The following is a 19,987-nucleotide window of genomic DNA, read 5'->3' as shown; positions in this document are numbered from 1 at the left end:
TTTTCTGTTAAATTATAATGATAAGGTTCTGACCGGTAGTATAGCATCTATAATGGCTAGAAATAATGCTGCCAAAAGGAAGTAGAAATACTTGTTTGAGGAGGCCTCAACAGTTCTACTGGCCATAACGGTGCCTTCCAATTTAGAGATTGCATCGATCAACTGAGGGATGTCATTTTGATCACTGCTTAATTCAAAGTAACCCCCTCCGGTATCGGTTGCGATCTTTTTTAAATTGTCTGAAGTTAGTTTCGAAATGGCAGGTCTATTCGTTGATTGGTCTATTACCACACCGCTGCCTCGAGGGATTGTACTGCCATTGGCTGTGCCTATTCCCATGCTGAAAACTTTGATGCCGTCCGCATTTAGATCATTTAGTGTCTGTTCCAAGCCCTCTCCAAAATCTTCACCATCACTTATTAATATAATCGCTTTCGATTTAGGCTCTTGACTCTCATCCGACTGAAACTTACTAAAAGCGAGTTTTAACGGAGCAGCTATATCAGTCCCTGAATTTGGAACCAATCCGCTATTCAAGCCATCTAAGTGCAGTTGTATCACATTTTGATCAAAGGTTAAGGGACATTGAATAAAAGCTTCCGAGGAGAAAATAATAATTCCTAACCTGTCGGAGCTGAAGTTTTTCACCAAGTTTTTTAATTCAAATTTAACCCTTTGAAGCCTGCTGGGATTAATGTCTTCCGCATTCATAGATCTGGAAAGATCGATGGCGAGGAAAATATCTTTGCCTTCCTGTTTAATCTCTTTCATTGCACTACCTATGGAAGGTCCTGCCAAAGCGATAAGAAATAAGGAAAAATACAAGCTGCGTAAAATCATTTTCCATATCAACCGCCGCTTCTTAACAGTGATTTTTTGATTGATTTTCCAAAATCGGTATAGATATAAACCGTATAGCAAAACGAATATTGCTATCAGTGTTATCATTAAACTATTGTCAGGATATGCCCAAATCATAAGTTGAAATTAATCATTATAACTTAAAACGGAATGAATGAAGATGAATTATTGATTTTTGGCAAAATTTTCATGCCATTGGCTTTTTTGCTCGGGTAGAAACAATAGGCCTTACTTGCTGGTTTTAAGGTTGAATTGTTATAAACTAATTAAAATTTCATGTATTACATTAATTAATCGATCACAAACTTAACAATTTTGTGGAGATACCGTTAATTCAATGATTCTTAAACCCATCTTAATTGCAATAGTATTCCCCTTACCTTTGGGATTGGCTGAATAATTAAGCAAAATCAAGTTGTTTGGAATCAAATGTAACCTGCTTAAACAACAGTGAAGACATGGTTTATTTTATTAGTTTATTATGCGTTAAATATCAATACTACATTTCCATCAGGTTTTCAATTTCTAGACTATTCTCTTTTAATCTCACAGTATATAATGAACCTTTTCTACGCGCTACCATTAAGGCAAATATTCGTTATTTTTATTACTGTAAATTTATTCACTGCCTATGAATCTATGAGCCAAAGCCAAGGCAATTTAAATGGACAGGTTTTTGACAATGGTTCAGGAGAGCCTTTGCTTGGCGCAACTGTATTCTGGACTAGCCAGCCTACTAGGGGAACGATTACAGATGAAAATGGTTTCTTTTCTCTAGAAATTGATTCGCTTCCCAATGTGTTGAACATTAGATTTTTAGGTTATGAATCAGTAAGCAGGCCTGTTAATGAGAAAGTTGAGTTAAAATCCATGAAATTTTTCCTCAGCCCAGAAGAGATGAACTTGTCTGAAGTAGTGGTTTCTGAGCGCAAACAAGACTACAACGTGAAAAGTACTGCCATTGGAAAAAATGAAATTTCCGGTGCTGAATTAAAAAGAATTCCAGCGCTTTTTGGAGAAGTGGATTTGTTAAGAAGTATTCAGCTTCTGCCGGGAGTAAATACCGCGGGAGAAGGAACTACCGGTTTATTTGTCAGAGGAGGTTCTTCCGATCAAAATTTAATTCAAATTGATGGCGCACCAATTTACAATCCTTCTCATTTTTTTGGTTTCTTCTCTGTTTTTAACCCGGATGCTATCAGTGATGTAACATTGTATAAAGGGAATATTCCAGCCAATTTTGGTGGAAGGGCTTCTTCTCTAGTAGATATCTCCTTGAAAGAAGGTAATACTCAAAAATTAAGAGGTGAAGGAGGAATAGGAAGTATCAGTTCAAGGATAACTTTGGATGGCCCTTTGTTTTCTGAGGATGCCTCATTTCTCGTGTCAGCCAGAAGAACCTATGCAGACGTATTTTTGGGATTTTCATCTAACGAGTCAATAAGAGAAAATCAATTGTACTTCTATGATTTAAGTGGCAAATTAATGTGGCGCAACGGTGAAAAGAATAAATTCACTTTCTCAACTTACTACGGTAGCGATTTCCTTGGTTTATCAGAACAGTTTGGCTTGGGATGGAACAATTGGGTTAATTCTTTCAAGTGGGATAGACAAATCAATGACCGGATGTTTTTGGATGTAACTGCTTATTATAGTTTTTATAAATACAAAATTACGGTCAGTGATGAAGACAATGGGTTTGACTGGTCTAACTATTTTTCAGAAAGTGGAGGAAAAGCTACTTTTAACTATGTCCCCAATGAAAATATTGATCTTAAGTTCGGGCTACACAGCCAGCTTTATTATTTTGCTCCTGTAGATCTGGAATTTACCGATTCAGAAAACTTAGTGCCTTTTGAATCAAGTACGAGAGTTGGGTTCCAAAACAGTTTTTTTATCGCCGGCAATGCTGAACTGACAGATAAACTGAGTGTAGAGGCAGGCCTTAGGTGGTCTGCTTACCAACAAATCGGCGATGGTGTAAATTACCTTTATGAAAAAGATGATCCAACCGTAGATGGTGTGGTATCCGATACATTGAGTTACAGTTTTGGAGAAAGGATGAAATTTTATGAAGGCCTTGAGCCAAGGTTAGCTTTAAGGTATCTTATTTCTGATGATTTGGCGCTAAAAGGAAGTTTTAACCGTAATTTACAATACATTCAGGTAGCCTCTAATTCTTCTGCAGGGCTTCCGATAGACCGATGGATTCCTGCGGGTAAATATATTGAACCCATAAGGAGCGATCAGGTTTCGGTAGGTGTTTTTAAAAACCTAAATGACAACCAGTGGGAGCTGTCTTTAGAAGGTTATTATCGTGATTTCAGAAATATTATTGATCTTAAACAAGATGCCAATGTGTTGTTTAAAGACAATGTAGAGACAGAGATATTGACGGGTGATGGTTGGGCATATGGACTGGAGTTTTTATTAAGGAAAAATATTGGTAAAACCACAGGGTGGTTGAGTTATACTTGGTCAAGGGTTTTCAGACAAATAGAAGGGATCAATCAAGGTCTTCCCTATAATCCTCGTTTCGATAGGCCTCATGATGTGAGTTTGGTGCTCACCCATGAACTTTCAGACCGCCTCTCCTTGTCTGGAACTTTCCTTTATACCACAGGAGTTGCAGTTACCTTTCCGGTAGGTTCCTATGTTGTCGATAATCAAAGAATACCGCTGTATGATGCTTATAGGAACAACAGCCGTTTCCCGGATTATCATAGAATGGACTTGTCATTGACGCTCAAGAATAAAGATAAAGGGCGATGGTGGAAAGGAAGTTGGAATTTTAGTGTATACAACCTATATGGCAGGAAAAATCCATTTTCCTACGAGTTTAGGGATATAGAAAACAACGATATTAATTTTGATCCTAGTGAAGGAATGGCTGTCACCTCTCAGAGACCCGGAGTGGTAATGACCTATTTGTTTGGAATATTGCCTTCAGTAACATACAATTTCACCTTTTAGAAAATGAAAAAAATTGGAATTATTATAGGCCTAATTTCTCTTTTATCTTGTCAGGAGGAGGTACAACTTGATTTAGGTAATGTATCAAAGAAACCGGTAATTGAGGCTGTTTGGACAAATGATGCTTCGGAGAACTTTGTCAAGATCTCTTATACAAGAGATTATTTTGACACCTTGGCCAATGAAATAGTGGACTATGCTTCAGTTAGCATCATAGACAATGCTTCCGGAACATTGGTTGATTTTATCTTTGAAAATGAATTGGGGTACTATGTCCCATTAAATGAACAATCAGCAATTCCCGGACACAGCTATACCCTGAAAGTAATAATGGATGAAAATGAATATACAAGTGAAGGATTGACCCAAGAGCCCCCCATTTTAGACAGTATTACTTATGTGTATGAGGAGGAAAGCTTTTTCTCCGACGAAGGGTATTATTTGACAGTTTATGGTAAAATTCCTTTTGAGGAAGGTAATTTTTACCGCTTGCTCCTCACTAAAAATGACACACTATTGAATGATAGAGGTGATTATTTTCTTTTTGATGATACCTTTGGGACCAATGTACTGGACAATGGTTTTGAATTGAATGGCTTTTCTTTTGAAGAAAACGATAAAGTCAAATTGCAATTGATACGACTGAATGAAAATGCATATGATTATTTAAATCAATTCGTTTCATTATTATTTAATGATGGTGGACTTTTTAGCCCTCCCCCGGAAAATCCTGAATCGAATATTCAGCCAATCGATGGAGAAGAGCAGGTTTTAGGATACTTTATGACAGGGTCAATAATCTCAAAAACAATACGTATAGAGGCATCGGAATAATTGCTCTGCTGAGGTGGAGCTGTTTACAAAAGTGGGGCTTGCTTTTTCCTGTAAATAAGGAAAACCTTTTTTATGCTTATTTATTTCCCAAAAATGGTTGTATCTGCTTTATGCTGTATTCCCATAGGAGATTTCTTAGCTTTTTAGAGGAGGCATCCTTTGTGGCTTTAGCCAATTTTCTCTTTTTGAAATACCCACCATTGCTCCTTTGGTCCAATTGGTTTGTAGCCAGATATATACCTGTTTGCGCTCCTTTTTTAGGACTAATCATAAAAGGTTTTGCCAAGAAAAGGATGAATTTAAATATCCCTTTGCTTTGGTTACCGAAATTGGTGTTGACCACTCCTGGGTGTAAAGCATAAGCCTCTATTCCTTTGTCACTGAATTTCTCCGCCAGAGATTTTGTAAAGAGCAGGTTGTATAGCTTGACATTGGCGTACGCCTTAAAGGAAGAAAAATCATTTTTTAGTTCTAGATCTTCCTCAATTATATTGGCCGCTTTATGGGCCTCAGAGCTAACACTGATGATTTTTCCACCTTTGCCGGAAGTTAAAAGAGGTAGCGTAAGGTATGTCAAAAGAAAGTGGCCCAGATGATTGACACAAAAAGTGAGTTCGTGCCCATCTGTAGTGATCGACTTTTCAGGAAAAATACCACCCGCATTGTTGATAAGAACATCCAATTGAGTGGTTTTTTGAGATAAAGTAGTCGCCGCTTTTGCCACAGAGCTTAGGTCAGAAAGATTACAATAAATCACGCTGATTTTTTCCTGATTGGAAGGCAGGGAATGAATCAGGTCTCTTGCTTTTTTTTCGTTTCTTACCAGTAGAAACATTTGTTCGCATAGCGGGGCTAGAGCTTTAACTTTTTCTGTTCCTATACCTGAGGTGGCTCCTGTGATGGCGATTTTCATTGACTTTTTTTTAGCTAAGTTGGGATGTTGGAAAAGTTGAAAAGTTAAAGCTATAATTAAGGATAATTTAATGGTAATTAAAAGTACAAGACAGAAAAATCGAGGGTTAGATTGGTCAATCAATTGAAACTGATAAATTAATTTCTGTATTTTTGTTGTACCTTATATTCAAAAAAGCACCGATTCAATAAACCTTTCACCAATATTAAGTTTACTGGTCTGTACATCAGTTGAATACCGGCCGTGAAGGGCAATGGTGAACCATTTATTAAAAATATTTTCAAGTGACAAATAAAAAATTCGTTGAGATAGAGAAAGTAATAGGGAAAAAAAATCCAGGTTTGTTGAAGTGGATTCCCGGGTTTTTGCTCTCCTATATCAAAAGAATTGCTCATGAGACAGAAGTCAATGAGATTATGGAAAAGCATGCCGACCTAGAGGAATTGGCCTTTGTTAATGCCTTGATAGAGGAATTCGGTATGGAAATAGAAGTAAAGAATGAAGCCAATATACCAATAACCGGAAATGTTATCTTTGCTTCCAACCATCCATTGGGAGGGCTGGATGGTATTGTACTGATGCATGTGCTTGGTAAATTCAGAAGGGACCTGAGGTTTTTAGTTAATGATGTCTTGATGAACATCCCTAATTTTGGTAAATTATTCGTTCCGGTAAATAAACATGGAGGGCATGGTAAAAGAGGTGTTGAGATTATCGAATCAACGTATGCCTCCGATAATGGTGTCATTATCTTTCCCGCAGGATTGGTTTCAAGAAAGCAGGAGGGTGGCATCAAGGATTTGGAATGGAAAAAAAGCTTTATCAACAAAGCGAAGAAGTATAAAAAAGATGTTGTTCCCATCTATATAGAAGGTAGAAATTCATCTTTTTTTTATAATTTGGCCAATCTTAGGAAAAAGTTAGGAGTAAAGGCCAATGTTGAAATGTTTTATTTGGCGGACGAAATGTTTGGTCAGAAAAACAAAAAAATTGTTGTCCATATAGGAAAACCGATTTCTTACAAGTATTTTGATGCTTCTAAAACGGATAAATATTGGGCAGAGGAGGTTAAAAAAATAGTATACAATATTGTCCAGAACAAGTAGGATTTATGCAAGACATTATCAACCCGATTGAAAGGGATGCCATAAAAAATGAATTGACACCCGATCGATTTTTAAGATATGTAAATAATGGGGAAAATGAAATATATTTGGTAAACCAACATAATGCACCAAATGTATTGAAAGAAATTGGGCGATTACGTGAGATATCATTTCGAGCTGCCGGAGGTGGTACTGGATTGCCCTTGGATATAGATGAAAATGATACTTGCGAAAAATGCTATGACCAATTGATCGCATGGAATCCTGTAGATAAAGAGATCATTGCAGGGTATAGGTTGATTAAATGTTCTGATGCAGGGTATACTGAAGAAGGTTCAGTGAATCTTTCTACAGCCCATCTTTTTAATTTTTCGGATGCTTTTATCAAGGATTACCTTCCTTACACCATTGAATTGGGCCGGTCTTTCGTACAGCCTAAATACCAACCCAGCGTAGACAATAGGAGGGGTATTTTTTCTTTGGATAATTTGTGGGATGGTTTGGGAGCGGTTGTAATGATCAATCCGGATGTCAAATATCTATTTGGTAAAGTAACCATGTACCCTCATTATAATGCAGAGGCCAGGGATTTATTAATTTATTTTATGAATCATTATTTCCCGGACAATGACAAGTTAATTGTACCCATAACTTCATTGGATTATAAAACTGACGAAAGCAATTTTAAGGGTACCTTTGATGGTTTGCCTTATAAGGAAGGGTATAAAGTACTTAATACAAAGGTGAGAAATTTGGGAGAAAATATTCCTCCATTGATCAATACGTACATGAATCTCTCTTCGACAATGAAAACTTTTGGAACTGCAATGAATTATGAGTTTGGTGCGGTAGAAGAAACGGGAATACTCATTACCATATCAGATATATACGAGTCAAAAAAGCACAGACACCTGGAGACTTTTGCCAGAGACAGGCATTATGGAATGAAAAGAAACTAAAAATAAAATGCTAGTCCTAGACCCTCGTTTGAAATGAATACAAGGCCATTTGGTAAAACTGGTTTAGAGTTTCCATCAATCATTTTTGGGAGTAGTGCTCTAGGGAACCTCTTCAAATCATATACAAAAGCAGAAAAGAAGCAAATATTAAAAGAGGCATTTGAACAAACACACCCTTTTACGGTATTTGATACTGCCGGAAAATATGGTGCAGGCTTGGCTTTGGAAGTATTGGGAGAATTTTTAGTAGAGGAGGGTATACCCAAGAAAAATGTCATTATTACCAATAAACTTGGCTGGACAAGAGTTCCTCTTACCACAGCAGAACCCCTTTTTGAGCCTAATATTTGGAAGGGGATAAAAAATGACGCCGTCCAGAAAATTAGTTATAAAGGGATTCTTGAGTGTTTCGAGAAGGATAATGCCCTTTTACAAGGCTATGTACCACAGCTCATTTCCCTTCATGACCCCGATGAATTTTTAGATAAGGCCAATACTGAGGAAGAGCGGGAGGCACTATGGGAAGATGTCCTAGGAGCGATTAGAGCCATGAAGGAGTTGAAAGAACAGGGCAAAGTGAAGGGGGTTGGAGTTGGAGCAAAAGATTGGAAAATCATCAAAGAAATTTATCAGCGTGTTCCACTGGACTATGTAATGATTGCCAATAGTCTTTCTCTTATCAACCATCCCCCTGAATTATTGGATTTTGTAGGCTTGTTGAGGAAAGAGGGGGTTGGGATAATTCTAGCGGCTATTTTTCAATCCGGGTTTTTAACAGGGGAAGATTTTTATGATTACAAAAGGCTAGACCCTGGTGATGTAGAAGACCATAAAAAAATACAATGGAGAAACAAGTTTTTTGAGGTATGTGAAGCCTATGCTGTGGACCCTTTTCACGCTTGCATTCAATTTTCTTTAAAGATCCCGGGAGTGACAAGTATTGCCCTTAGTGTAAATAAGCCGGAATTGGTAAAGAAAAATTTGATTGCCTCCGAAACTTCATTGCCTGAAGAATTTTGGCAGGAATTAAAAGATAAATCCTTAATTTCGGATTTCCCTAATATTTAAAAATCTAAATAATCTAAATCACCAATGAGTCAAACTATAAACCCAGCGAAAGCAGAATTAATTTCAAAGCAGAATTTTTGGCCCTTCCTATTGCTTACAGGATTGTTTATGTTGTGGGGGGTAGCGCACAATATGACAGATACCCTATTGGCCGCCTTTAAGAGAATCATGAGCATGACTGATTTTCAGACCTCATGGATTCAGTTGGCTTTCTATGGATCCTACTTTTGCTTGGCTTTGCCGGCAGCCATATTTATAAGAAAATACTCCTATAAATCCGGTATTCTTCTGGGTTTAGGTCTTTTTGCTTTAGGATCATTGCTATTTTATCCTGCGGGAATGATGATGTCTTATGGGTTTTTCTTGCTTGCTTTATATGTACTTGCCGGAGGACTTTCCATTTTGGAAACTGCAGCCAATCCTTATATTTTGGTGATTGGACCTCCTGAAACGGCCACTCAAAGGCTAAATTTGGCACAGTCATTTAATCCCATTGGTTCCGTAATTGGCGTTTTTCTAAGTAAAGTATTTATTCTTTCTAAGCTTAATACTGCCGAGGCTATAGACCGAACCAATATGGCACCTGAAGAATTGGAAGCCATACAGGCAGATGAACTAGCGGGAGTGGTAAGTACCTATGTCGGTGTGGCTTTGTTTCTGATTGTCGTATGGTTCATAATCCGAGCTGTTAAAATGCCTGCAGCCTCTGAAGAAACAGAAAAAGATGGGGTAATTGGTGGTTTTAGAAGACTGCTGAAAAATAAGAATTATGTGAGAGGGGTAATGGCACAATTCTTTTATGTAGGAGCTCAGATAGGTGTTTGGTCCTTTACCATCAGGTACGTAATGGCAGAACTTGATGTGATGGAAAGTGGGGCCTCAGATTATTATTTAATTTCTTTGGTGCTTTTTGCCGGTAGTCGTTTTATATTCACCTTTTTGATGAAGTTTTTTAAGCCATCAATATTATTGGCGCTCTCTTCACTTCTAGCCATACTATTGAGTTTTGTGGTGATTTATGGAAGTGGAATGATGGCTGTGATTGCACTGGTTTTGATATCCGTATGCATGTCACTTATGTTTCCAACCATTTATGGTTTGGCTGCTGAAGGTTTGGGTAATGATACCAAACTAGGTGGTTCAGGGTTGATTATGGCCATTTTAGGAGGTGCATTGATCACGGCTGTACAAGGTCAGGTTTCTGACATCAGTGGCAGTATTGGCCTTTCTTATTACGTGCCCATGTTTTGCTTTGGGGTAGTTATGTATTTTGGGCTTTCCCATTATTTCCAAGAATCGGGTAAGAATACTGCAGCAGCTTGATGCTTAATGGTGTTTTAGCGACATGTTGTTCCGCTAAATGTTTATACAAAAAAAAAAATCATCTAATAAAAAGCTCCATGCTAAGTAAATAGCATGGAGCTCTTCTTTGGGCCGGTAAATTTATTGTCCCGGAAGATTTATTCAATTCCCCTTCGATTTTGTATTGAGGAATTATGGCTTAAATTCGCTTGAATGCTGTCCGAATAAATCTCTTGATGACTATGAATAGAAGCCGAAATAGTTTCTGGCGTTTCGGTAACAAATATCCTCAACCATTTGTCCCAACCACTCCTCATCGGCAGGAAGTTCTCCATTGCTTACATCTTGTCCGATTAGGTTACAAAGGATTCTTCTGAAGTACTCATGTCGTGGGAAGGATAAGAAGCTTCGGCTATCTGTAAGCATGCCTACAAAGCAACTAAGGATCCCCATATTAGAAAGCGTATTGATTTGTTTTTCCATGCCATCTTTTTGGTCTAGGTACCACCATCCTGAGCCAAACTGAACTTTGCCTTTGATAGAGCCATCATTAAAATTCCCAACCATGGTGGCCATTACTTCATTGTCTGCCGGGTTAAGGTTGTATAAAATGGTTTTTGACAATTGATCTGTGCTGTCCAAGTTGTTAAGGAATTTGGCCAAAGCTACACTTTGTGAAAAATCTCCAATGGAATCGAATCCGGTGTCAGGCCCCAGTATTCTAAGCATTCTTTCATTGGTGTTCCTGAGTGCGCCAAGGTGATATTGTTGGGTCCAGCTTTTGGCATGGTACATCTTGCTAAGCGCTGTAAGGGTTTTAAATTTAAAATACTTCACCTCATCAGGCTGAAGAGCTTCACCTTTTTTGATGGTAGCAAACAAGGTGTCTATCGAATATTTTTCATTGTCAAAAAAGTACAATTGCTCAAGTCCATGGTCTGAAAGTCTACCTCCATTTTCATGGAAATAAGCGACACGATTTTCTAAAGCAGCCAAAAGGTCCTCATAGGTATTAATAACTAGTCCGCTAGCATCAGCTAACTTTTCCAAGTACGAAATGTATGCGCTTGGGTTTTCGACTGCATAGGCTTTATCAGGTCTAAATGTTGGGAGTAATTTTATGGCGATATTATCAGCTTTGGCCATTTGATGGTATTCCAGGCTGTCAATTGGGTCATCCGTCGTACATACTACTTCAACGTTCATTTTGGACAATAAGCCCCTGGTGCTGTATTCTTTTTGCTGTAGAAGATCTGTAGTAGTGTTATAGATTTCTGAGGCTGAACTTTCATTTAACAGTTTATCTACTCCAAAATAGCCTTTCAATTCAAGATGGGTCCAGTGATACAATGGGTTTCTCATTGTCTGTGGAACAATTTTTGCCCAATTTTCAAACTTTTCTTGATCACTGGAGTCTCCTGTAATGTATTTTTCATCGACTCCTAGCGTTCTCATGGCGCGCCATTTATAATGGTCCCCCTCTAACCAGATCGTAGACATATTGTTGAATTTTCGGTCCAAAGCGATGTCTTTTGGAGAAAGGTGACAATGGTAATCAATGATTGGCATTTTCTTCGCATAATCATGATATAACCTTTTGGAAAAATCATTTTTTAGAAGAAAATCATCAGTTAGGAATGTGTTATTAGAAGGTTTTACTGTGTTTTGCATTATCTGTTCTTTTAATCTAATAGTAATATTAAAAATTTATTTTTGCTTATTCCAGACTTTTGAGTGATTTAGCCAATCGATTGCATAAATAAAAACTGCAAGGATATTCATGAGGTTCCTTTTTTGTTGGTTATCTTAGGGGGTAAACGATTGTATAGCCTATTATTGTTTGTATTAACGATAAAAAATAATGTTAAAATTAATTTTGTCAATATTTTATAATTTATTCACTTAAAAAATATGAGCCAAAAACCAAGAAGAAGTTTTTTGAAAAAAGGGCTAGGGCTGACAGCTTTACCATTATTGGGTATTGCACCAAGGTCTGGATCTCTAAAGGTGAAAAATAAAAACCTTAAGCTTAGTTTAAATGCTTATTCTTTCAATGCATCCTTACGGGACAATTCACTTTCCCTTGATGGTTTGTTTAATTTTTGTGCAGAAAATGCCATACCTGCCATTGATTTAACTGCCTACTATATCAAAGCTTACCCTGAGGTTCCTGATGATAAGTTGCTTTATGACATCAAAAAAAAAGCACATTATAAAGGTTTAGACATAAGTGGTACCGGAGTCAGAAATGATTTTACTTTAGGTGATGCAGCCCAAAGGAAAAAAGAAATTAAACATGTAAAAGACTGGATAGTGGCTGCCTCAAAAATGGGTGCACCTGTACTGCGTGTTTTTGCAGGAAAGGCCAAAGTTCAAGGGGCAGAGTGGAAGGAGTTAGCTGAGGGAGTAATTGAAGCAATGCAGGAATGTGCTGTGTTTGGAGCTGAGAATGGAGTGATAGTAGCCATGCAAAATCACAATGATTTCATCAAATCTGCCGATCAAGTGAATTATATCATGGAAAATGTGGATGAAGAATGGTTTGGTTTGGTATTGGATGTGGGGAGTTATTCTTTAAAAGACCCTTATGAAGAGATAAGCGAAAATATTTATCATGCTGTCAATTGGCAAATCAAAGAAAACATTAACCATTTTGGTGAACAAAAACCTGTAGATTTAAAGCGATTGATGAAAATCATCAACAGGAGTGATTACAATGGTTATCTACCTATTGAAACATTGGGCCCGGGAGATCCCTTTGAAAAAGTGAAACATTTCCTCAAGGCGGTAAGGAAATCCATGGGGTGAAATTCATTTTTAAAATAATAAGTTTAGCAGTACCCAAATAAAGAATTAGCCAATTATCTTACTGTCGGTAGGAATTGGCATAAAAAAAGGTAAGCCGAATGGCCTACCTTTTTTTTATTAGGAATTATTTTATTTCAATTCCTTTAATTTAATGTTTTTGTAATGAACTTCATCACCATGATCTTGAAGTAGGATATGTCCTTGTTCAGCTTCTCCAAAATTATCCCATTTGGCATATTTACTTTCAGCAACCAATGCTCTGAACTCATCAGATCCCCTGGTGTATTCAACCACTTTAAGTCCGTTGATGTAATGCTCTACCTTGTTGTCAGGGTAAACAATCAAACGACCTTTGTTCCATTCGCCTATAGGACGTACAAATCGGGATTGTTTTTCCGCTTTGATTAAGTCATACAGGGAAGCCAAGGTTCTGTTACCATCCTTGCCTTTTTTGGCGTCCGGATGCCTTTCATCGTCAAGTATTTGGTATTCTAATCCAATTGCAGATCCGGTGTTATTTTCATTTAAAGTAACAAAATATTTTACACCACTATTAGCACCTTCTGTTATCTTAAAGTCAAAAGCCAAATCAAATGCACTGTATTGTTCTTCAGTAACAATGTCACCTGCATTTGCTGATTCTCTGCCATCAGAAGACTCTATGGTAAGTACACCTTCATTGATTGTCCAACCTTTTTCAGGGAAAGTTTCTGCTTTGGCACTTTTCCATCCATTGCTGGTTTTACCGTCAAATAGGAGTTTCCATCCATTGTCTTTTTCGTAAGAAGTTAATGTGTTGTCTATTGTACTGACCACAAATACTTCATTTTCAAAAGGTTTTGGTGTTAAGTTTTCAGTTTGAATACGGATATTTCTAAAGTAGGTCTTTTTACCGGCATTTTCAGGGTTTTTACCTATTCCATGAACTTGCAGAGCAATGAAACCAGTTGCATCCATATCATCTACCAAATAGGCAACTTCTTGTCCGTTCACCCAGGTCTTAAGCGTATTTCCAATAAACTCAATTCTATAAGTATTGAACTCACCTAATTTAAAAGCACTTCTTGCTTCAGGGTTATAAGTCAATGGATATAACCAACCTCTTCTGGCTTCGTCATAAACACCGCCAGACCAAGCCCTTTCTTTTGGGTCACATTCTACTTGATAGCCGAAAACTCTACCCGCGCCGTCATTAGCATCCGGGTTGTATTGGCCTCTGGCCATTACTCCTGAGTTGCTTGACTCATCATCCACTCGGATGTCTAATTCTAAAATAAAATCCCCGTAAGTTTTGTCAGTAACCAGAAAAGAGTTCGGTGTGTTTGGGACAGAAGTACCGACAATTACTCCGTCTACTACTTCAAATTCGGCAACCCCATCCAGCTGATGCCAGCCATTTAAGGTTTCTCCATCAAATAAATTTGTCCATCCGTCTTTCGTTTCTGCCGTTTTTTGCCCACAGGAGGTCATAAAGAAAATAGACAAGACAAAGAAACTTAAAATTTGTTTGTTCATGATATAGGTTATTTTTATTGTAAATTTCAATTTTCCCTAAAACTATCTACAGTATTAAAGGGATGTAAAGATAAACAATATCTTATAAAAATATAATTTATAGGCAATCGATTGCAAGCATAAAAATTAAAGGTAAAAGTAGATTTAACAAAATCTTGATAGGAGATTAAAGAATGTACAGAAGGGCAGTGGGTATGGTATTAATACTTATTTAAATAGAGGCCAACAATGATAATTTAAAATTGGTCATTGTTGGCCCTACTGTTCAATAAAACTATTTTTTGTTTATCCACCTTCAAAAGAATTTATTATATGATTGACCAAGCTATTGTCACATTTAGGTCAATTAATTTGGCTGGAAAATAATGGATGACACTCATAAGCATTAGCAGTATGCGTTAGAGGTTTTAATTACTCAAACTTCACGCTTAAAACGGGGATCTCAGATTTATATAATACTGTATCTGTAACTCCAATTTGGTAAGCTGAATTGGATTTCCGAAGGTTAGAAGCGATGGCAATGATTCCCGCTTTTTCTTTTTCGGCAAAGGCGATAATGCCTTTTTCCACCTCTTCATGGTTATAAATATGGCGATGGATCAATAATTCTTCTTGACCATATGCGTATTCCCCCATCCGCTCTTCTGCTTTACCTGTATCTATAAAATTTTCCGGGGTATTGACAAATAGGAAATAAACAACCGTTCGAATACTTTTAATAAAAGGCTTTAATCTAATGAATGCCGGTTTGCTGATTTCATTAAATAGTGAGGCAAAGACCAGTTTTTTCATGGCCCTGCCATCCACTATATTTTTAACAGCTAAAACAGGGCAATGAGCTTTCCTTAAAACTTTTTGGGTAGTTGAGCCTACAAATTTTCCTGGTTCCCTGTTTTTACCGTAAGCACCAATAACGATTAAGTCAGCATTTTGTTTTTGCGCTAAATCCACTAGTACTTGATAGGGAACACCTACTTCCACTACAGCCTCAACCGGTGTATTCTTGATTTTATGAGTAGCAACAAAAACGTTTAATTTATCTTTGGCTTCAGCCTCTAAATCCAAAATTTCTTGGTTTTTAATCTTCTCTGATGTAGAGAGATTCGCCCAATCCAGATCAGATTGAATGACATTTAAACAAGTAATAGTGGCATCACCTTTACTTGCTATTTTTGCAGCGCTATAGAAAGCGTTTTCTGAATAGCGTGAAAAGTCGATAGGTACAATGATACGTTTCATGGTTATTTTGTTCTAAATCCTAAATATTTTGTGGCTGCCGTTTAATCCCGCAGTATAGAATGCTGGATTAACGTATACCCAAAGTAAATGAATTATTTGTAGACAAAACATGATAAATATCACCTCATTACTTGAGGTTTATCTACTTTAAACCATAAAAATTTATGGTATTATAGCTTGCCTATCTTTATATCCTTAAAATCAATGCTCATATCATTTCCCGGGTGCAATTGAAGTCCAATAGGACCTTTTTCCGGCATGTTCTCTGACTGGTAAGTCACGACTTCTTTGCCATTAAGCCATACCGTATAGCTTTGTCCAACTACTTTTACCTTCATGGTATTCCAATCGTCTTGCTTTAGCAGATCTTTGACGCCATTGGCTTCTTTTGGATAAGATTTTCCGGGAATATATGGAGATCCGGTCATGTCTCTTTTTAATGATCCGGAGATACCAATTTGTATCTGATCTTTATCTGATCTTAAGAAAATACCGGAATCGACTGTTCCTTTGCCCATTAAAAAATCTAATTCTAAGATGAAGTCGCCATACTCCTTCTTTGACCATAAGGTTGAACCGGTATTGGTAGGATCGTTTTCAGTGTGAATTTTTCCATCTTTAACTTCCCACCAAATATTCTCCTCAGGATTTACCTCCCATCCTTTTAGATTTTTTCCATTAAATATGGATTTCATTTTTGTTTCTTGGGCAATTCCTTGGGTGGAAATCAGGAAAATAATAAACAGAAAAGGGAGTAAGTTTTTCATTTTTTTGGTTTTGGTTTATTTTGACACTTTTTGTTTTAACCTTCCTTTTTTTGCAAAAGGAGGCGCATTTAATATTCAATAATATTAGAAAAATTGTAAGGTAATTCGTGTAAAGGCTGGCCGAAAGGAAAACTTATTAAATATTATTAAATTAATATTAATGAAGGTCCATTTGGAGCCATTTTACCTAATCATTCTGTAGTTTGACTGAATACTTATTGAAAAGTAAACAGTAAATCATTCTTTTCCTTTGAGTTGGGCGGCAACAGCAGCGCCAATAATCCCTGCTTCATTTTTATTTTCTGCCACAATAACTGGGACATCTACGGTGATTTCGTCTTCAAATCGTTCCATTTTTTTGCTCGCTCCACCACCTAATATAAATAAATCCGGCGAGATAATTCTTACTGTATGCTTAAGGAACTTATTAAAGCGCTTGCCCCATTCACTGTAACTTAGATTTTCTTTTTTTCTGGCAGAATCTGCAGCAAAATACTCAATAATTTCGCCGGTTTTATAATATATTCTTCCCAATTCAAAATTAGGGATCAATACACCATTGTAAAATACCCCTGTACCTAAGCCCGTTCCAATGGTAACCGTGACCACTAAACCTTTTTTACCTTGGCCTGCACCAAAAGTCATTTCTGCTAAGCCTGCTGCATCTGCGTCATTGATTACTGTCACAGGAAGGTTCACTTTTTCTGAAATTAATTCATCAATTTGAACACCTACCCAGCTTTTGTGGAGGTTACTTTTTGTCATGCATTTCCCGTTGTTTACCACGGTTGGAAAACCACAGCCAATAGGTCCAGTCCATTTGAAGTGATCAACGATTTCTTTTACGGCAATTGCGATGCTTTCGGGTTTGCTAGGTATTGGGGTTGGGACTCTGAATCTTTCGGCTGTAAGTTGTCCGGTTTCTATGTTGACAGGTGCTCCTTTGATCCCAGAGCCACCAATATCCAATCCTAATATTTCCATTAAGTCAAATTTTAAACTAATTGTAATATGATTCTTCTTGTTTTGATAATTAAAGTTAGCTAAAAAAATATGGAATTCTAATACCTTCGTAAAAAGTAAGCTTGGGTACTAGCTTTCAGAAAAGGCTTAGTCGATATTTTTGCCAAAATAGCAAAAGTCAAACAAGGGGGATATAATTTTAAATGAGGTATCGAGCAATTAGTATGGTCCTAGAATATTAATAATTACGGATGATACAATACGATTAGTGATGCCTGTCTTGAGCTTTCTTAGGGAGGAATGCAATCGTAAGAAAAATAGGCGTATTGGAGATTTTAACAACTCATCGCTATGGTGAAATGAAATAGCGACGTAGAGGCTGATTTTGAAGGGATTTCAGTACAAAATAAAAGGTCTTCTGCATATTTGGAGATAAAAAGTCCTGCATACTTTGTCTTAGATTTAGTCCAAAAAAAAATTCTACCTAGATTTTACTCAAAAAAAACAATTCTTTTTTACCAGTGGTTATCAAATATCCCCTACTTTTTTATGAGGTCGATCACTAGCAGGGATTCTATAAAAATTAATGAAACGCTAAATATCTTTTAATGCTCTTTGCCTGATAAAAAAATCAAAAAGTACTTTTCATGGTTAACTCTTTTTTATCCTCACTTACTTTAAATTGGGGATGATTTTTAGAGGTATTTCAAGGCAAATTAAATGGTTTAAAAGGGTGTAGGTATCTTTTAATAATAATTTGGCCGAAAATTGGAAGGTCGTTTAGTCTATTAAATCCTTCATTGCCATCCAAAGTGTCAGAAAAAGTCATCATTAAGGTCCCCTCCAAAGCAATATCCGTATACAAATCATAGCTGTAACTTATGCCAGCCCTAAAAGGGATATATGCTACGGCTTGTAAATCTTTACTGTTGTAGACACCATTAAAAGTGACATTTGTGGTTTTCTTAAAGTTTAAAAGCATTCCTATACCAGTCCCTCCATATGCATTTATTCTTGATCTAAAGGCATGGTTATCAGCGCCAAATAGGTAGAAGTTCGGTGCTATGTCAAAATAAAGTAAATCGTTTTTGCTTGCAAATGCCTGATTATTATTGAACCAAGATTGGGTTACTGTGGCAGGGTAGTAATCAATGTCCTGACTGCGGTACCTTTGGTATCCAACATTTGCCCTTATGTCAAAATGTTTATGTATTTTCCTCCCGTAGGCAAGAGAAAGGCCCGGCCTCAATAAAATGTCAAGCATTCGAATGCTTCCTAAATTATCCGCGTATAAAGTGCCTAAACCCAGTCCGGCTTGCAAAAAATTATCTCTGGAAATTTTTTCTTTATAAAAATTCTGCCCATAAGCCACGTTAATGTTTAAAACCATAGCGGTAAAAGCGATGGTTAAAGTGGAAATCAGGTACTTTTTCATATTTTTAATTAAAAATTGATCAAAGAAATTCATAATCAAGTAAATCAATAAACGAACAAAAGTACCAATTCTTACATATAACTAATTATATTGATGTAATTAAATTAAAATATTCACAACTTGTTTGCGAAATATTGGTTAACTTAGAAAGTTTAATATTTGTTTTAAATGGAAATTTAATAGTTTGAAACTAGTTTTTTTATTTGTTTTTTGAAGTTTAGGAGTAAAAATCTTCTTTTTTATTTCTTGTCAAATTTCGCTAATAATAGCAATAAATAACAGTCTTTATGAAAGGAATAATTTTAGCCGGAGGTTCTGGCACGCGTTTGTATCCATTGACTATTGCTGTAAGTAAGCAATTGATGCCTGTTTATGATAAGCCAATGATTTACTATCCATTGTCCGTTTTGATGATGGCGGGAATTAATGAAATTTTAATAATAACAACCCCTGAGGACAATGAAGCCTTTAAAAAATTGCTAGGGGATGGAAGTCAAGTAGGCTGCAAATTTACTTTTGCCATCCAACCAAAGCCTGAAGGTTTGGCTCAAGCATTTATCATTGGAGAGGACTTTATTGGAGAGGATAAAGTTGCCCTTATACTTGGAGATAATATTTTTTATGGGACAGGTCTCTATAAAACGCTAAGGGAACATACGGATCCTGAAGGTGGAGTAGTATTTGCTTACCATGTCAATGATCCGCAGCGATATGGCGTTGTTCAGTTTGATGATGAAAATAATGTTTTGAGCATCGAAGAGAAACCAAGCTCACCAAAATCCAATTATGCGGTGCCTGGGTTGTATTTTTATGACAATGAAGTTGTGCAAATAGCTAAAAACATTAAACCGAGCAGTAGAGGTGAACTTGAAATAACTGATATCAATGTGGCTTACTTGAATAAAGAAAAATTGAAAGTTGGTATATTGAATAGGGGAACAGCTTGGCTGGACACCGGGACACATCAGTCACTGCTGCAGGCCGGGCAATTTGTGGAAGTAATTGAAGAGCGGCAAGGCTTAAAAATAGGTTGTATAGAGGAAATAGCATACCGAAATGGCTTTATCAATGCAGACCAACTTATGAAAGCATCCGAAAAGCTAGGGAAAAGTGGCTACGGTGCTTATTTGAGAGCGTTAATTGGAAAATGATGTAATGGAAAATCCGCGGTTTTTATGGTTTTAACCACTGTTTTGTGGTTAAATGCAAAAAAAGGTATTTGAATAGCATAAAAAACAGTAATA

16 protein-coding genes are annotated in these 19,987 nt (G+C 36.8%); 8 read left to right on the top strand and 8 right to left on the bottom strand.

The features are described from left to right. Positions 1-12 precede the first annotated feature (12 nt). Entirely contained in the window at positions 13-978 is a 966-nt protein-coding gene (locus Q4534_RS12610) for a VWA domain-containing protein (RefSeq protein WP_303613535.1), read from the bottom strand. A 441-nt stretch (positions 979-1,419) separates the two neighbouring features. Between Q4534_RS12610 and Q4534_RS12605 the strand changes: the two genes are divergently transcribed. Beyond that, entirely contained in the window at positions 1,420-3,834 is a 2,415-nt protein-coding gene (locus tag Q4534_RS12605) for a TonB-dependent receptor (RefSeq protein ID WP_407933572.1), read from the top strand. Between the two features lie 3 nt (positions 3,835-3,837). After that, positions 3,838-4,668, top strand: a complete 831-nt coding sequence (locus Q4534_RS12600; RefSeq protein ID WP_303613533.1) for a DUF4249 family protein — start codon at positions 3,838-3,840, stop codon at positions 4,666-4,668. A gap of 76 nt (positions 4,669-4,744) precedes the next feature. Here the strand turns inward: Q4534_RS12600 and Q4534_RS12595 are convergent, their stop codons facing one another. Next, complete coding sequence (locus tag Q4534_RS12595) at positions 4,745-5,581, bottom strand: SDR family NAD(P)-dependent oxidoreductase (RefSeq protein WP_303613532.1); 837 nt, start codon at positions 5,579-5,581, stop codon at positions 4,745-4,747. A gap of 284 nt (positions 5,582-5,865) precedes the next feature. On the opposite strand from Q4534_RS12595, the gene Q4534_RS12590 reads away from it, so the two are divergent. The 4 genes from Q4534_RS12590 to fucP are packed head-to-tail and all read left to right on the top strand — an operon-like array spanning position 5,866 to position 10,037. After that, positions 5,866-6,687 carry a 1-acyl-sn-glycerol-3-phosphate acyltransferase gene (locus Q4534_RS12590; RefSeq protein ID WP_303613531.1) on the top strand — a complete coding sequence of 274 codons (822 nt, stop codon included), beginning with the start codon at positions 5,866-5,868 and terminating at the stop codon, positions 6,685-6,687. Positions 6,688-6,692: 5 nt separating this feature from the next. Continuing rightward, positions 6,693-7,646, top strand: a complete 954-nt coding sequence (locus tag Q4534_RS12585) for a GNAT family N-acetyltransferase (protein WP_303613530.1) — start codon at positions 6,693-6,695, stop codon at positions 7,644-7,646. Between the two features lie 33 nt (positions 7,647-7,679). Then, positions 7,680-8,714 (top strand): aldo/keto reductase, encoded by a 1,035-nt coding sequence (locus tag Q4534_RS12580; RefSeq protein WP_303613529.1) that lies wholly within the window; start codon positions 7,680-7,682, stop codon positions 8,712-8,714. Positions 8,715-8,738: 24 nt separating this feature from the next. Further along, the gene (fucP, locus tag Q4534_RS12575) at positions 8,739-10,037 is read left to right on the top strand and encodes an L-fucose:H+ symporter permease (protein WP_303613528.1); all 1,299 of its coding nucleotides are present in this window, start codon (positions 8,739-8,741) and stop codon (positions 10,035-10,037) included. 219 nt (positions 10,038-10,256) lie between these two features. Here the strand turns inward: fucP and uxaC are convergent, their stop codons facing one another. Next, entirely contained in the window at positions 10,257-11,687 is a 1,431-nt protein-coding gene (uxaC, locus tag Q4534_RS12570; RefSeq protein ID WP_303613527.1) for a glucuronate isomerase, read from the bottom strand. Between the two features lie 240 nt (positions 11,688-11,927). Here uxaC and Q4534_RS12565 point away from each other — a divergent pair, with 240 nt between their 5' ends. Further along, positions 11,928-12,824 carry a sugar phosphate isomerase/epimerase gene (locus Q4534_RS12565; protein ID WP_303613526.1) on the top strand — a complete coding sequence of 299 codons (897 nt, stop codon included), beginning with the start codon at positions 11,928-11,930 and terminating at the stop codon, positions 12,822-12,824. Positions 12,825-12,953: 129 nt separating this feature from the next. Here the strand turns inward: Q4534_RS12565 and Q4534_RS12560 are convergent, their stop codons facing one another. The 5 genes from Q4534_RS12560 to Q4534_RS12540 all read right to left on the bottom strand — a co-directional run bounded on the left by Q4534_RS12560 (position 12,954) and on the right by Q4534_RS12540 (position 18,743). Beyond that, positions 12,954-14,339: a DUF1080 domain-containing protein gene (locus Q4534_RS12560; protein ID WP_303613525.1), complete on the bottom strand. Its 1,386-nt coding sequence runs from the start codon at positions 14,337-14,339 to the stop codon at positions 12,954-12,956. A gap of 411 nt (positions 14,340-14,750) precedes the next feature. Continuing rightward, a complete protein-coding gene (locus Q4534_RS12555) occupies positions 14,751-15,578 on the bottom strand; it encodes a universal stress protein (protein WP_303613524.1) in 828 nt (275 codons plus the stop codon). 170 nt (positions 15,579-15,748) lie between these two features. Next, positions 15,749-16,345, bottom strand: a complete 597-nt coding sequence (locus tag Q4534_RS12550; protein WP_303613523.1) for a DUF1080 domain-containing protein — start codon at positions 16,343-16,345, stop codon at positions 15,749-15,751. Positions 16,346-16,582: 237 nt separating this feature from the next. Next, positions 16,583-17,329, bottom strand: coding sequence for a polyphosphate--glucose phosphotransferase (gene ppgK / locus Q4534_RS12545; RefSeq protein WP_303613522.1), 747 nt, complete (start codon positions 17,327-17,329; stop codon positions 16,583-16,585). 685 nt (positions 17,330-18,014) lie between these two features. Next, positions 18,015-18,743, bottom strand: a complete 729-nt coding sequence (locus Q4534_RS12540) for a hypothetical protein (RefSeq protein ID WP_303613521.1) — start codon at positions 18,741-18,743, stop codon at positions 18,015-18,017. A 287-nt stretch (positions 18,744-19,030) separates the two neighbouring features. Between Q4534_RS12540 and rfbA the strand changes: the two genes are divergently transcribed. Continuing rightward, on the top strand, positions 19,031-19,894 hold the full coding sequence (rfbA, locus tag Q4534_RS12535; RefSeq protein ID WP_303613520.1) for a glucose-1-phosphate thymidylyltransferase RfbA: 864 nt from the start codon (positions 19,031-19,033) through the stop codon (positions 19,892-19,894). The last annotated feature ends 93 nt before the right edge of the window (positions 19,895-19,987 follow it).

Source organism: Cyclobacterium sp. 1_MG-2023, from assembly GCF_030546805.1.
Classification (GTDB): Bacteria; Bacteroidota; Bacteroidia; order Cytophagales; family Cyclobacteriaceae; genus Cyclobacterium.
Note: the sequence above shows the minus strand (reverse complement) of the source record. Positions and strands in the feature narration are given on the sequence as shown.